Source organism: Kitasatospora sp. NPDC023385, from assembly GCF_055664045.1.
In genome coordinates, this window is record NZ_JBVOOL010000005.1 from 22,537 (window position 1) to 36,008 (window position 13,472).

Sequence of the window (13,472 nt, forward strand, 5' to 3'; positions counted from 1 at the left end):
CGACGGGTGTTCATGTCGATCTCCACCACCGGCAGCGCCGCGAGCCCGGCCACCGATCTCGGGTTCCTGCTGCACAAGCACCCCGGCAAGGTCCAGCGGTTCACGACGTCGCACGGCGAGGCCCACGTCTTCTACCCCGAGGCGGGGGCCGAGGTCTGCACGGCGGCGCTGCTGCTGGAGGTCGACCCCGTCGCGCTCGTCCGCAAGGGCCGGGGCGACGGCCGGGGGCGCGGCGGCTCGCCCGACTTCGCGCTCGCCCAGTACGTCAACGACCGCCCGTACGCCGCGTCCTCGCTGCTCGCGGTGGCGCTGCGGACGGTGTTCCGGTCCGCGATGAAGGGCGACTGCCCGGCCCGCCCCGAACTGCCGGGACAGGCCCGCCCGCTGCGGATCGAGCTGCCCGCCGTGCCCGCGAACGGCCCGGGCGAGGGCGGCGGCCCGGCACTGGCGGCCCGGCTGTTCGAGCCGTTGGGCTGGCGGGTCGAGGCGACGGCGATCCCGTTGGACGAGGCGTTCCCGGAGTGGGGCGACTCCCGGTACGTGCGGATCGCGCTCGCCTCCGAGACCGTACGGCTCGCCGACGCGCTCCAGCAGCTCTACGTGCTGCTGCCGGCGCTGGACGGCGCCAAGCACTACTGGGTCGCCCCGGACGAGGTGGACAAACTGCTCGCCGCCGGCGAGGGCTGGCTGGCGGCCCACCCGGAACGAGCCTGGATCACCCGCCGCTACCTCGCCCGGCGCTGGTCGCTGACCCGGGCCGCGATGGAGCGCCTGGAGCTGGCCCGGCTGGCGGAGGCGGACGACCGAGAGGCCGAGGAGATCGACAACGCGGTCGACGACCGGCCCGAGGAGGCCCAGGAGCCAGGGGAAGCCCAGGAGCCGGGGAAAGCGCAGGAACCGGGAGAAGCTCAGGAACCGGGCAGGCAGGCCCAGGAGCCGGAGCGGCCCCGTCCGCCGTCCCTCGCCGAGCAGCGCCGCACGGCGATCCTCGCCGCGCTGCACGAGACGGGCGCCGCCCGGGTGGCCGACCTCGGCTGCGGTCAGGGCGAGCTGATCGGCGAACTGCTCAAGGACGCCCGGTTCACCGAGATCCTCGGCGTGGACGTGTCCGTGCGGGCGCTGCAGGCGGCGATCCGCAGGCTGCGCCTGGAGCGGCTGCCGGAGCGGCAGGCGGCCCGGGTGACGCTGGCCCAGGGCGCGCTGACGTACACCGACGCCCGGTTGAAGGGCTTCGACGCGGCGGTGCTGTGCGAGGTGGTCGAGCACCTGGACCTGCCTCGGCTGCCCGCCCTGGAGTACGCCGTGTTCGGTGCCGCCCACCCGGGGGCGGTCGTGGTCACCACGCCGAACGCCGAGTACAACGTCCGCTGGGAGAGCCTGCCGGCGGGCGGCGCCCGGCACGCCGACCACCGCTTCGAGTGGTCCCGCGCCGAGTTCCGTGCCTGGGCCGAGAAGGTCGCGGCCGCCTACGGCTACACCGTGGTGCTGCGCCCGGTCGGTCCGGAGGACGAGGAGGTCGGCGCACCCACCCAGCTCGCCCTGTTCCGGACCACCGCCGATCCGACGACCGCCGATCCGACGACCGCCGATCCGACGACCGCCGATCCGACGACCGCAGAGCTGACGACGCCCGAAGGAGGCGAATCCCGATGACCGACGCCGCAGCCGACGCCACCGATCCCGCAGCCGCAGCAGCGGACTCTGCAGCCGAAGCGACCGGGGCCACCGTCCCCCGCCGCCTCCCCGTCACCGATGTCTCCCTCGTCGTCCTGATCGGCACCAGCGGCGCGGGCAAGTCCACGTTCGCCCGCCGTCACTTCCTGCCCACCAAGGTGGTCTCCTCGGACTTCTGCCGGGGCCTGGTCGCCGACGACGAGAACGACCAGTCCGCCTCCGCGGAGGCCTTCGACCTCCTGTACTACATCGTGGGCAAGCGCCTGGCGGCCGGCCGGCTGACCGTCGTGGACGCCACCAACGTGCAGCCCGAGGAGCGGCGCCGGCTGGTCGGGATCGCCCGCGAGCACGACGTGCCGCCGATCGCGATCGTCCTGGACGTCCCGCCGGGGGTGTGCGCCGAGCGCAACCGCTCCCGCCCGGACCGGCAGCTGCCCGCGCACGTCGTCCCGCGCCAGCACCGCGAGCTGCGCCGTTCCCTGCACGGCTTGGAGCGCGAGGGTTTCCGCAAGGTGCACGTCCTGCGCGGCGAGGCCGGGGTGGCGTCGGCCGGGATCGAGCTGGAGAGGCGCGACAACGACCTGCGCCACCTCACCGGCCCGTTCGACGTCGTGGGTGACATCCACGGCTGCCGCTCCGAGCTGGAGACCCTGCTGACCCGTCTCGGCTACACCCTCGCCCGGGATGCCGAGGGCCGTCCGGTGGACGCCGCGCACCCGGCCGGCCGGACCGCCGCCTTCGTCGGCGACCTGGTGGATCGCGGCCCCGACACCCCGGGTGTGCTGCGCCTGGTGATGGGCATGGTGGCGGCCGGCCACGCGATCTGCGTGTCGGGCAACCACGAGAGCAAGCTGGGCCGGGCGATGGACGGCCAGAAGGTGACCGTCTCCCACGGCCTGCGGGAGTCGCTGGACCAGTTGGCGGGCGAGTCCGAGGAGTTCCGGGCCGAGGTGCGCGCTTTCATGCGCGGCCTGGTCAGCCACTACCTGCTGGACGGCGGCGCCCTGGTGGTGTGCCACGCCGGTCTGCCGGAGAGGTACCACGGCCGCGACTCCGGCCGGGTCCGCTCGCACGCGCTGTACGGGGAGACCACCGGCGAGACCGACGAGTACGGCCTGCCGGTGCGCTACCCGTGGGCCGAGGAGTACCGCGGCCGGGCGCTGGTGGTTTACGGCCACACGCCGGTGCCGGCCGCGAGCTTCGTCAACAACACCGTCTGCCTGGACACCGGCTGCGTCTTCGGCGGCAGTCTGACGGCGCTGCGCTACCCGGAGCGGGAGCTGGTGGGCGTAGGAGCCGAGCGCGAGTGGTACGCCCCGGCGCGTCCGCTGATCACGGACGCGCCGGGTGCCCGGGAGGGCCGTCCGCTGGACCTCTCCGACGTGGCCGGACGCCGGGTGGTCGAGACCGGTCTGCACGGGCGGGTCGCCGTCCGGGAGGAGAACGCAGCGGCCGCCCTGGAGGTGATGAGCCGTTTCGCGCTGGACCCGCGGCTGCTCGCCTACCTCCCGCCGACGATGGCGCCGAGCGCGGCCTCCCGTCGGGACGGCTACCTGGAGCACCCGGAGGAGGCCTTCCTCGCCTACCGCGCGGACGGCGTGCGGCACCTGGTGTGCGAGGAGAAGCACATGGGCTCGCGCGCGGTGCTGTTGGTCGCCCGGGACGGGGCCGCGCTGGAGCGCCGCTTCGGCGTGGCCGGCCCGGGCGCGATCTGGACCCGGACGGGCCGCGCGTTCCTCGATGACGACGGGCTGACCGCCGCCGTGCTCGACCGGGTACGGGCGGCCGCCGAGCGCGCCGGGCTGTTCGAGGAGCTGGACACCGGCTGGCTGCTGCTGGACGCCGAGCTGATGCCGTGGTCGCTGAAGGCGGTGGAGTTGCTGCGCCGTCAGTACGCGGCGGTCGGCGCGGCGGCGGGCGCCGCCCTGCCGGAGGTGTTGTCGGCGCTGGAGCGGGCGGCCGGGCGGGGCCTGGACCTGGCCGGGCTGACCGCCCGCCATCGGCAGCGGTCCGCCGACGCGCGGGCGTTCACCGAGGCGTACCGGCGCTACTGCTGGCCGACGGAGGGCTTGGCGGGCATCCGGCTGGCGCCGTTCCAGCTGCTGGCCGCCGAGGGGGCGAACCTCGCGGTGCGCCCGCACGACGAGCACCTGGCCCGGATCGACCGCCTGGTGGACGCCGACGACGGGAAGGGCGACGGGACGGAGCCCGTGCTGCACCGCACCGGCCGGGTCCTGGTCGACACCGGGGACGCGGCCTCGACGGCCGCCGCCACCGCCTGGTGGGAAGAGCTGACCGGGGCGGGCGGCGAGGGCATGGTGGTCAAGCCGCTGGCCTCGCTGGTGCGGACCTCGCGCGGCGAGGGCCGCCCGGGCGGGCTGGTGCAGCCCGGGGTGAAGGTGCGCGGGCGGGAGTACCTGCGGATCGTCTACGGCCCGGACTACACCGAGCACCTCGACCGGCTGCGGCAGCGCGCGCTGGGCCACAAGCGCTCGCTGGCGCTGCGCGAGTACGCGCTGGGCGTGGAGGCGTTGGACCGGCTGGCGGCCGGGGAGCCGCTGTGGCGGGTGCACGAGCCGGTGTTCGCGGTGCTCGCGCTGGAGTCGGAGCCGGTCGACCCGCGGCTGTAGCGGCGGACACCGGGGCGAGGCGGACACCGGGGGAGACGGACACCGGGGGAGCCGGACACCAGGGAGACGGACACCGGGGAGACGGACACCGGGGGGAGGAGGACAGCCGGGCGAAGCCGACGTACGGCGGGGAGCCCACCGGGGGGCTCCCCCTCTCCAACGATCCCCGTCTGTATAGAAATTCCAACCGTCGTATACACTTGCCAGCCTTCCACCTCGTCCCGTCGCACCAGGAGCCCGGTATGGCCTTCAACCTCCGGAACAGGCACTTCCTCAAGGAGCTCGACTTCACGCCCCAGGAGTTCCGCTTCCTGGTGGACCTCGCCGCCGGGCTCAAGGCGGCGAAGTACGCGGGAACCGAGCAGCCCCGGCTGTGCGGCAGGAACATCGCGCTGATCTTCGAGAAGACCTCCACCCGCACCCGCTGCGCCTTCGAGGTCGCCGCCCACGACCAGGGCGCCACCACCACCTACCTGGACCCGTCGGCCTCGCAGATCGGCCACAAGGAGTCCATCAAGGACACCGCCCGGGTGCTCGGCCGGATGTTCGACGGCATCGAGTACCGCGGCCACGGCCAGGAAATCGTCGAGGAACTCGCCGAGCACGCCGGCGTCCCGGTCTGGAACGGCCTCACCGACGAGTGGCATCCCACCCAGATGCTGGCCGACGTGCTCACCGTCACCGAGCACACCGTCAAGCCGCTCGCCGACGTCACCCTCGCCTACCTCGGCGACGCCCGCTCCAACATGGGCAACTCGCTGCTGGTCACCGGCGCCCTGCTCGGCATGGACATCCGGATCGTCGCCCCGCGTGCCCTCTGGCCGACCGATGACGTGCAGAAGGCGGCCCAGGCCGTCGCCGAGTCGACAGGCGCCCGGATCACCCTCACCGAGGACGTGGTCGAGGGTGTGGCCGGCGCCGACTTCCTCTACACCGACGTCTGGGTCTCGATGGGGGAGCCCAAGGAGGTCTGGGCCGAGCGGATCGAGCTGCTCAAGCCCTACCAGGTCTCCATGGACACGGTCCGGGCCACCGGCAACCCGGCCGTGAAGTTCCTGCACTGCCTGCCCGCCTTCCACGACCTCGGCACGGTGCTCGGACGGCAGATGTACGAGGCGACCGGCATGACCGAGCTGGAGTGCACCGACGAGCTGTTCGAGTCGCCGCACTCCATCGTGTTCGACCAGGCCGAGAACCGGCTGCACACCATCAAGGCCGTCCTGGTCGCCACCCTCGGCTCCTGAGCGACGGGTCCACGCGCGGCACGCCGCTGTACCGCGGGCCACTCCCCGCGGGCTATTCAACTGCGGGGCTACTTGCCGAGCTTGACGCAGGCCACCCGGTCGCCCGCCGCGTGCGGGCCGGCCGGGGTGCCCGCGTGCAGCACCAGGGAGCGGCCCTCGTCCGGCCGCGGCTGCCAGTCCACCGCGGCCGTGGCGGAGCCCTCGCCCTGCCCGTCGGTGCGCAGCACCAGCCGTAGTTCGTTGCGCTCGTTGGCGTACGCCGGGTCGGTGGACGGCTGCACCGGGTCGACCGCGTCCTGGTAGTGCGGGCCGGAGGCGGCCGGGTCGGCCCCGCAGACGCCGGTGTGCAGGTGTGTCGGGAACTCGTGGTCGGGGGCGAGCCCGGACACCGTCAGGGTGAGCACCGTCCGCCCCGGCACCGAGCGGTCGGTGACCACCCGGGCGTGCGAGCCGTACGGCACCAGGTCGGTCGCGTAGCTGACGGCGGCCGGCGGGACGAAGGCGGTGGCCGGGTCGAAGTCCGCCTCCATGACGGAGACCGGCGAGGCGGCGGGGGCGAGCAGGGTCAGCGGCAGTAGGGCGGCGGCGAGCGGAGGGGTCATCGGTCGGGCCTTCCACGGGCGGGGCGACGGTCCCCCTGCTAACGGCACCGGCCCGCGAAGGACACCGGTGCCCGCGAACGGCGGCGGCAGGCGGCCCGCCCGAGGGCGGCCGGTTCAGCGTCCGAGCAGCAGCCCGGCGAGCACCGAGGCGGCGTTGGCGGTGGCGGAGGCGGCCCAGGGGAGCGCGGTGCGCGGCGACAGTCCGGTGAGCGGGGCGAGCAGGGCGCCCTCGGCGAGGCAGACGCCGGCCTCGCCGAGCCCGAAGGCGGTCCAGTACGCTGCGGCGGGCCCGGTGGAGTACGGCCGCAGGGACGACCAGAGCAGTGGGTGCGTCGCCAGGTTGACGAGGACGGCGGCGACGGCGGCCCGGGACGGCCGCAGGCCGCCGGCCCGGGTGAGCGCGACGGTGTAGACGGGGACCTCGACCAGCAGCGTCAGGGTCAGGGCGAGGGCGTAGGGCACGGCGGGGATCGTGCCACGGGAAGGGGACCATGGCCACCGAGGTCGCACCCGCACCGGTGTCGGCGGCCGCGCCGGTCTGGCCCGCGCCCGGCCCGGCGGCCCGGCTGGGCGCCGCGCCGTTCGCGGGTTTCACACTGTCGGCCGCCCTGGCGCTGGCCTTGGCCCTACGGGCGCCGACGGGCTTGGCGGTGCTGGGTCTGGCCGGCTTCGGCCTGCTGCACAACGTGCTGGAGCTGCGCTACGTGGCGGGCCGTTTCGCCGCCGTCCTGGCGGGCCCGCTGCTGCGGCTGCTGCTGGTGCTGGTGACGGGCATCGTGCTGTGCCGTCTGCTGCCGCCTTCGCGGGTGTCCCAGTCGGCGGAGATCCTGCTCGCGTACGGCCTGCTGGCGGCCGCCTGCCGGTACGGGCTGCGCGGGCGGCCGTGGCCGTTGGCCGGGAGCGGGGCGCTGCTGCTGGGGGCGGGCGCGCTGTCGCTGGCGTTCCCGGCGTACCACTTCGTCGTGCTGGCGCACCTGCACAACGTGGTGCCGCTGCTGTTCCTGGTCGAGTGGTCGCGCCGGCTGCGGCGGGGGCGCGCGGCGTTCCTGGCGCTGCAGGGCGCCTGGGTGGTGCTGGTTCCGGCGCTGCTGTTGAGCGGTCTGCTGGACGGCCTGCTGTCGCAGCGCCCCGGCGGGTGGACGGACCGGCTGGCCGCCGCCTACACCCCGCCGGCCTGGCTGACGCCGGTGGCGGGTCTGCGCTTCCTGGCGGTGTTCGCCTTCCTGCAGACGATGCACTACGTGGTGTGGGTCTGGTTCCTGCCCCGGTACGCGCCGGAGGCGGCGGAGCGTTTCGACGCCCGGGTGCCCGCGTTGCGCGGCGTACGGGCATGGGCGCTGGGTGCGGGGGCGGGTGTGCTGCTGGCGCTGCTGTTCGCGGTGGACTACGCGCAGGGCCGGTCGTTGTACGCGGCGTTGGCGAGTTACCACGCCTATCTGGAGTTCCCGGTGCTGCTGGTGCTGGTGCTCGGTCTGGGCGTGGACCGGGCCCGGGCCGAGGGGCCGGCGGGTGGACCTCGGGAGAGCGCACGTGGAGCGGAGGTGAAGACATGAGGACGATCCTGCTGGCGGACATCGCCCCCTCGCCGACCGGCGGTTCCGGTGGTGAGCTGGTGGTGGTGCTGCTGATGGCAGCCGCGGTGGTGGCGGGAGCGGTCTGGCTGATCAGGCTGGAGCGCAAGCGGCGCGGCCCGGACGACCAGTGAGTCATGGCATGCACTATGGTTTATCTCGACATCGAGATAACTGCGCCCTACGATATATCTCGACATCAAGATACTTGCCGAGAGGCGCTCACCGGCGATGCGGGCAAGGCAAGCCTAAGTAAGGCTGACCTTATCACCGCATGGCGGCCGGATATCGCACGAAGCACCCAGAAGGAGTCAGTCGTGTCCGCGAACAGCTTCGACGCCCGCAGCTCGCTGCAGGTGGGCGACGAGTCGTACGAGATCTTCAAGCTCTCCGCCGTCGAGGGTTCCGAGCGGCTGCCGTACAGCCTCAAGGTGCTGCTGGAGAACCTGCTCCGCACGGAGGACGGCGCGAACATCACCGCCGACCACATCCGCGCCCTCGGCAACTGGGACGCCGACGCCCAGCCGAGCCAGGAGATCCAGTTCACCCCGGCCCGCGTGATCATGCAGGACTTCACCGGTGTGCCGTGCGTGGTCGACCTCGCCACCATGCGCGAGGCCGTCAAGGAGCTGGGCGGCGACCCGGACAAGATCAACCCGCTGGCCCCGGCCGAGCTGGTCATCGACCACTCCGTCATCGCCGACAAGTTCGGCACCAAGGACGCGTTCACCCAGAACGTCGAGATCGAGTACGGCCGCAACAAGGAGCGCTACCAGTTCCTGCGCTGGGGCCAGACCGCCTTCGACGAGTTCAAGGTCGTCCCGCCGGGCACCGGCATCGTCCACCAGGTGAACATCGAGCACCTGGCCCGCACGGTCATGGTCCGCGGCGGCCAGGCCTACCCGGACACCTGCGTCGGCACCGACTCGCACACCACCATGGTCAACGGCCTGGGCGTGCTGGGCTGGGGCGTCGGCGGCATCGAGGCCGAGGCCGCGATGCTCGGCCAGCCGGTCTCCATGCTGATCCCGCGCGTGGTCGGCTTCAAGCTCAACGGCCAGCTCCCGGCCGGCACCACCGCGACCGACCTGGTGCTCACCATCACCGAGATGCTGCGCAAGCACGGTGTGGTCGGCAAGTTCGTCGAGTTCTACGGCGAGGGCGTCACCGCCATCCCGCTGGCGAACCGCGCCACCATCGGCAACATGTCGCCGGAGTTCGGCTCGACCTGTGCGATCTTCCCGATCGACGCCGAGACCATCAACTACCTCAAGCTCACCGGCCGCGACGAGCAGCAGCTCGCCCTGGTCGAGGCGTACGCCAAGGAGCAGGGCCTCTGGCACGACCCGTCGGTCGAGCCGGTCTACTCCGAGTACCTCGAGCTGGACGTCTCCACCGTCGTCCCGTCGATCTCCGGCCCGAAGCGCCCGCAGGACCGCGTGATCCTGGCCGAGGCCGCCGAGAAGTTCGCCGAGGCGCTGCCGACCTACTCCGCCGAGGCCTCGAAGCCGACCGCCGTCACCGCCCCCGACGGCTCGACCTACGAGATCGACAACGGCGCGGTCGTGATCGCCTCGATCACCTCCTGCACCAACACCTCCAACCCCTCCGTCATGCTGGGCGCCGCCCTGCTGGCGAAGAAGGCCGTGGAGAAGGGCCTGCGCGTCAAGCCCTGGGTCAAGACCACCCTGGCGCCCGGCTCCAAGGTCGTCATGGACTACTACGAGAAGGCCGGCCTGCTCCCGTACATGGAGAAGCTGGGCTTCAACCTGGTCGGCTACGGCTGTGTCACCTGCATCGGCAACTCGGGCCCGCTGCCCGAGGAGGTCTCGGCCGCCGTCAACGAGTCCGACCTCGCGGTCGTCTCGGTGCTCTCCGGCAACCGCAACTTCGAGGGCCGGATCAACCCCGACGTCAAGATGAACTACCTGGCCTCCCCGCCGCTGGTGGTCGCCTACGCCCTCGCCGGCAACATGAACATCGACATCACCAGGGACGCCCTGGGCCAGGACGCCGACGGCAACGACGTCTTCCTCGCCGACATCTGGCCGACCGAGCAGGAGGTCGCCGACACCGTCGCCGGCTCCATCGACGAGGCGATGTTCGACAAGGGCTACCAGGACGTCTTCGCCGGCGACCACCGCTGGCAGTCGCTGCCCGTGCCGACCGGCAACACCTTCGAGTGGGACGCCGAGTCCACCTACGTCCGCAAGCCCCCGTACTTCGAGGGCATGGCCAAGACCCCGAGCCCGGTGACCGACATCGCCGGCGCCCGCGTCCTGGCCAAGCTGGGCGACTCGGTCACCACCGACCACATCTCCCCGGCCGGCAACATCAAGCCCGGCACCCCGGCGGCGCAGTACCTGACCGCCAACGGCGTCGAGAAGCGCGACTTCAACTCCTACGGTTCCCGTCGTGGCAACCACGAGGTGATGATCCGCGGCACCTTCGCCAACATCCGCCTGCGCAACCAGATCGCGCCGGGCACCGAGGGCGGCTACACCCGCGACTTCACCCAGGCCGACGCGCCGGTGTCGTTCATCTACGACGCCTCGCAGAACTACCAGGCCGCCGGCGTCCCGCTGGTCGTCCTGGCCGGCAAGGAGTACGGCTCCGGCTCGTCCCGCGACTGGGCCGCCAAGGGCACCGCGCTGCTGGGCGTCAAGGCCGTCATCGCCGAGTCCTACGAGCGCATCCACCGCTCGAACCTGATCGGCATGGGCGTCCTGCCGCTGCAGTTCCCGGAGGGCGAGAACGCCGACTCCCTCGGCCTGACCGGCGAGGAGACCTTCTCCTTCACCGGCGTGACCGAGCTCAACGAGGGCCGCACCCCGAAGACCGTCAAGGTCAAGGCGGTCGGCGCGGACGGCACCAGCAAGGAGTTCGACGCGGTCGTCCGCATCGACACCCCCGGTGAGGCGGACTACTACCGCAACGGCGGCATCCTGCAGTACGTGCTGCGCTCGCTCATCGGCTGAGCCGCGCCCAGCGCCTGAAGGGGTCGGACCGCACGCGCGGTCCGGCCCCTTCGCCGTACCGCGACCGACGCGCGGAAGGGGGCCCACCACACCGGTGGGCCCCCTTCCGTCGTCCGCCCTCCGTCGGGCCTGCGACGCGCGTCAGGCCCGGTCGCAGGCCTGTGCCCGCAGCGCGCGGGCCAGCTCGTCGCGGCGCTCCAGCACCAGGCGGCGCAGCGCCGGCGCCGCCTGCGGGTGGCCGTCCAGCCAGGCGTCGGCCTCGGCCACGGTCTGCTCGTCGGTCTGCGCGCTCGGGAAGAAGCCGCCGACGAAGCGCATCGCGATCTCGATGGTCCGCTCGGCCCAGATCTTCTCCAGCAGCTTGAAGTACGGCGCCGCGTAGAGGGCGGTCAGGTCGCGGTGCGGGGGCAGTGCGAAGCCCGCGATGTTGGCCTCGACGAGGGCGTTCGGCAGCTCGTCCGAGTCGACGACGGCCGACCAGGCGGCGGCCTTGGCCTCCGGGGTGGGCCGGGCGGCCAGGCACTGGGTGTACTGGCGCTTGCCGCTCGCGGTGTTGTCGGCGGCCAGCTCCGCGGCCAGTTCCTCGTCACCGGCCTGGCCGGCGGCGGCCAGCGCCAGCCACAGCGACCAGCGCAGCTCCTGGTCGACGTCCAGGCCGTCGATCCGGGCGCTGCCGGCCAGCAGGCCGCGGACCAGGCCGAGGTGCTCGGCGCCGCCCGCCGTCTGGGCGAGGAAGCGGGCCCAGGCCAGCTGGTGGTCGCTGCCGGGGACGGCGTCGCGCAGCTCGCGCAGGGCGCCGTCGGCGAGCAGCCGGCCGCCCTCGGCGCGCCAGGCCGGATCGGCGTACAGGTCGACGGCGGTCTTGGACTGGGCGTGCAGCGACTGCAGCACGCCGATGTTGCCTTCCTGGCCGGCGAAGCGCAGCACCAGGGCGACGTAGTCGCGGGCCGGCATCAGGCCGTCGCGGGTGAGGTTCCAGACGGCGGACCAGGCGAGGGCGCGGGACAGCTCACCGTGGATGTCGCCGAGGCCGGTGCGCAGGGTCTCCAGCGACTCCTCGTCGAACCGGATCTTGCAGTAGGTCAGGTCGTCGTCGTTGAGCAGCACCAGCGCCGGGCGGGGGCGGCCGACCGCCTCGGGGACCACGGTGCGGGCGCCGGTGACGTCGAGCTCGATCCGCCCGGTGCGCACCAGCGCGCCGTCGCCGTCCCGGTCGTACAGGCCGACGGCGATGCGGTGCGGGCGCAGGACGCGCGACGGAGCCGCGGAACCGTCCGTGCCGCCGTTCGCGGTGCCGTCCTGGAGGACGGCCAGTTCGGTGATCCGGCCCTCGGCGTCGGTGGTGACCTGCGGGGTGAGCGCGTTGACCCCGGCGGTCTGCAGCCAGGCGGCGGCCCAGGCCTTGAGGTCGCGGCCGCTGGTCTCCTCCAGGATGTCCAGGAGGTCGGTGAGCTCGGTGTTGCCGAAGGCGTGGCGCTGGAAGTAGCGGCGGGCGCCCTCGAAGAAGGACTCCGAACCGGCGTACGCCACCAGCTGCTTGAGGACGGAGGCACCCTTGGCGTAGGTGATGCCGTCGAAGTTGAGCTTGGCGTCCTCCAGGTCCCGGATGTCCGCGGTGATCGGGTGCGTGGTCGGGAACTGGTCCTGCCGGTAGGCCCACGCCTTGCGCTGGTTGGCGAAGGTGACCCAGGCGGAGGAGTAGCGGGTGCGGGCGCCGATCAGGCCGTAGGAGCCCATGAAGTCGGCGAAGGACTCCTTCAGCCACAGGTCGTCCCACCAGCGCATGGTGACCAGGTCGCCGAACCACATGTGGGCCATCTCGTGCAGGATGACGTTGGCCCGGCCCTCGTAGGCGGCGTCGGTGACCTTCGACCGGAAGACGAACTCCTCGCGGAAGGTGACGCAGCCGGGGTTCTCCATCGCACCGATGTTGTACTCGGGCACGAAGGCCTGGTCGTACTTGCCGAAGGGGTACGGGTAGGCGAACTCCTCGTGGAAGAAGTCGAGTCCGAGCTTGGTGACGCCGAGGATCTCGTCCGCGTCGAAGTACGGGGCGAGGGACTTGCGGCACATCGCGGAGAGCGGGATCTCCAGGGTGGTGCCGTCGGCGAGTTCGCGGCTGTAGTGGTCGCGGGCGACGTGGTACGGGCCGGCGACGACCGCGGTGAGGTAGGTGGAGATCGGCTTGGTCGGCGCGAACTCCCAGGTGCGGGCGCCGCCTTGGGCGGCCACCGTCTCGTGCGGGGCGTTGGACCACACGTCCCAGGCGGCCGGGGCGGTCACGGTGAAGGTGAACGGGGCCTTCAGGTCGGGCTGTTCGAAGTTCGCGAACACCCGGCGGGCGTCGGCCGGTTCGAAGTGGGTGTACAGGTAGGTCTCGCCGTCCACCGGGTCGACGAAGCGGTGCAGGCCCTCGCCGGTGCGGCTGTAGGCGCAGTCGGCCTCGACGGTGAGCACGTTCTCGGCGGCCAGGCCGTCGACGTGCACCCGGGCGCCGTCGTAGGCGGTGGCCGGGTCGAGGGCGCGGCCGTTGAGGGTGACCGAGCGGACGGCGGGGGCGAGCAGGTCGAGGAAGGTGCCCGCGCCGGGCTGGGAGCAGCGGAAGGCGATCGTGGTGGTGGAGCGGAAGGTGGCGGAGGCCGGGTCCGGGGCCGAGGTCACGTCCAGCCGGACCCGGTAGCCGTCCACGGCCAGGATGGTGGCCCGCTGCTGGGCCTCGTCGCGGCTGAGGTTCTTGCCCGGCACGGCGGTACTCCTTTGTCCGGCTCGCACG

Annotated in this window: 9 protein-coding genes; 6 read left to right on the forward strand and 3 right to left on the reverse strand. The window is 72.7% G+C overall.

Annotated elements, in window-relative coordinates:
- Positions 1-6 precede the first annotated feature (6 nt).
- From AC0B61_RS09915 to argF, 3 genes are all read left to right on the forward strand, one after another.
- The gene (locus tag AC0B61_RS09915) at positions 7-1,653 is read left to right on the forward strand and encodes a 3' terminal RNA ribose 2'-O-methyltransferase Hen1 (RefSeq protein WP_471740134.1); all 1,647 of its coding nucleotides are present in this window, start codon (positions 7-9) and stop codon (positions 1,651-1,653) included.
- Complete coding sequence (locus AC0B61_RS09920) at positions 1,650-4,304, forward strand: polynucleotide kinase-phosphatase (protein ID WP_471740135.1); 2,655 nt, start codon at positions 1,650-1,652, stop codon at positions 4,302-4,304. The genes AC0B61_RS09915 and AC0B61_RS09920 overlap by 4 nt, the downstream gene beginning before the upstream one ends.
- A 242-nt stretch (positions 4,305-4,546) precedes the next feature.
- Positions 4,547-5,548 (forward strand): ornithine carbamoyltransferase, encoded by a 1,002-nt coding sequence (gene argF, locus AC0B61_RS09925; RefSeq protein WP_471740136.1) that lies wholly within the window; start codon positions 4,547-4,549, stop codon positions 5,546-5,548.
- 68 nt (positions 5,549-5,616) lie between these two features.
- Here argF and AC0B61_RS09930 read toward each other — a convergent pair whose 3' ends face one another.
- Together AC0B61_RS09930 and AC0B61_RS09935 are read right to left on the reverse strand one after the other, a co-directional pair.
- Positions 5,617-6,150: a superoxide dismutase family protein gene (locus AC0B61_RS09930; RefSeq protein ID WP_471740137.1), complete on the reverse strand. Its 534-nt coding sequence runs from the start codon at positions 6,148-6,150 to the stop codon at positions 5,617-5,619.
- Between the two features lie 114 nt (positions 6,151-6,264).
- The gene (locus AC0B61_RS09935; RefSeq protein WP_471740138.1) at positions 6,265-6,612 is read right to left on the reverse strand and encodes a hypothetical protein; all 348 of its coding nucleotides are present in this window, start codon (positions 6,610-6,612) and stop codon (positions 6,265-6,267) included.
- A 29-nt stretch (positions 6,613-6,641) separates the two neighbouring features.
- On the opposite strand from AC0B61_RS09935, the gene AC0B61_RS09940 reads away from it, so the two are divergent.
- The 3 genes from AC0B61_RS09940 to acnA all read left to right on the forward strand — a co-directional run bounded on the left by AC0B61_RS09940 (position 6,642) and on the right by acnA (position 10,699).
- Positions 6,642-7,703: a hypothetical protein gene (locus AC0B61_RS09940; RefSeq protein WP_471740139.1), complete on the forward strand. Its 1,062-nt coding sequence runs from the start codon at positions 6,642-6,644 to the stop codon at positions 7,701-7,703.
- On the forward strand, positions 7,700-7,855 hold the full coding sequence (locus AC0B61_RS09945; protein ID WP_158834822.1) for a hypothetical protein: 156 nt from the start codon (positions 7,700-7,702) through the stop codon (positions 7,853-7,855). Before AC0B61_RS09940 ends, AC0B61_RS09945 begins: the two co-directional genes overlap by 4 nt.
- Positions 7,856-8,038: 183 nt before the next feature.
- Positions 8,039-10,699, forward strand: a complete 2,661-nt coding sequence (gene acnA, locus AC0B61_RS09950; RefSeq protein WP_471740140.1) for an aconitate hydratase AcnA — start codon at positions 8,039-8,041, stop codon at positions 10,697-10,699.
- Positions 10,700-10,840: 141 nt separating this feature from the next.
- On the opposite strand, the gene pepN is transcribed toward acnA, so the two are convergent.
- Positions 10,841-13,444, reverse strand: a complete 2,604-nt coding sequence (pepN, locus tag AC0B61_RS09955; RefSeq protein WP_471740141.1) for an aminopeptidase N — start codon at positions 13,442-13,444, stop codon at positions 10,841-10,843.
- Between the last annotated feature and the right edge of the window lie 28 nt (positions 13,445-13,472).

Bases quoted from the DNA above. Each gene is read 5' to 3' on its own strand.
- AC0B61_RS09945 (WP_158834822.1), top strand. From the start codon at position 7,700: ATGAGGACGATCCTGCTGGCGGACATCGCCCCCTCGCCGACCGGCGGT.
- AC0B61_RS09940 (WP_471740139.1), top strand. From the start codon at position 6,642: ATGGCCACCGAGGTCGCACCCGCACCGGTGTCGGCGGCCGCGCCGGTC.
- AC0B61_RS09920 (WP_471740135.1), top strand. From the start codon at position 1,650: ATGACCGACGCCGCAGCCGACGCCACCGATCCCGCAGCCGCAGCAGCG.
- AC0B61_RS09930 (WP_471740137.1), bottom strand. From the start codon at position 6,150: ATGACCCCTCCGCTCGCCGCCGCCCTACTGCCGCTGACCCTGCTCGCC.
- argF (WP_471740136.1), top strand. From the start codon at position 4,547: ATGGCCTTCAACCTCCGGAACAGGCACTTCCTCAAGGAGCTCGACTTC.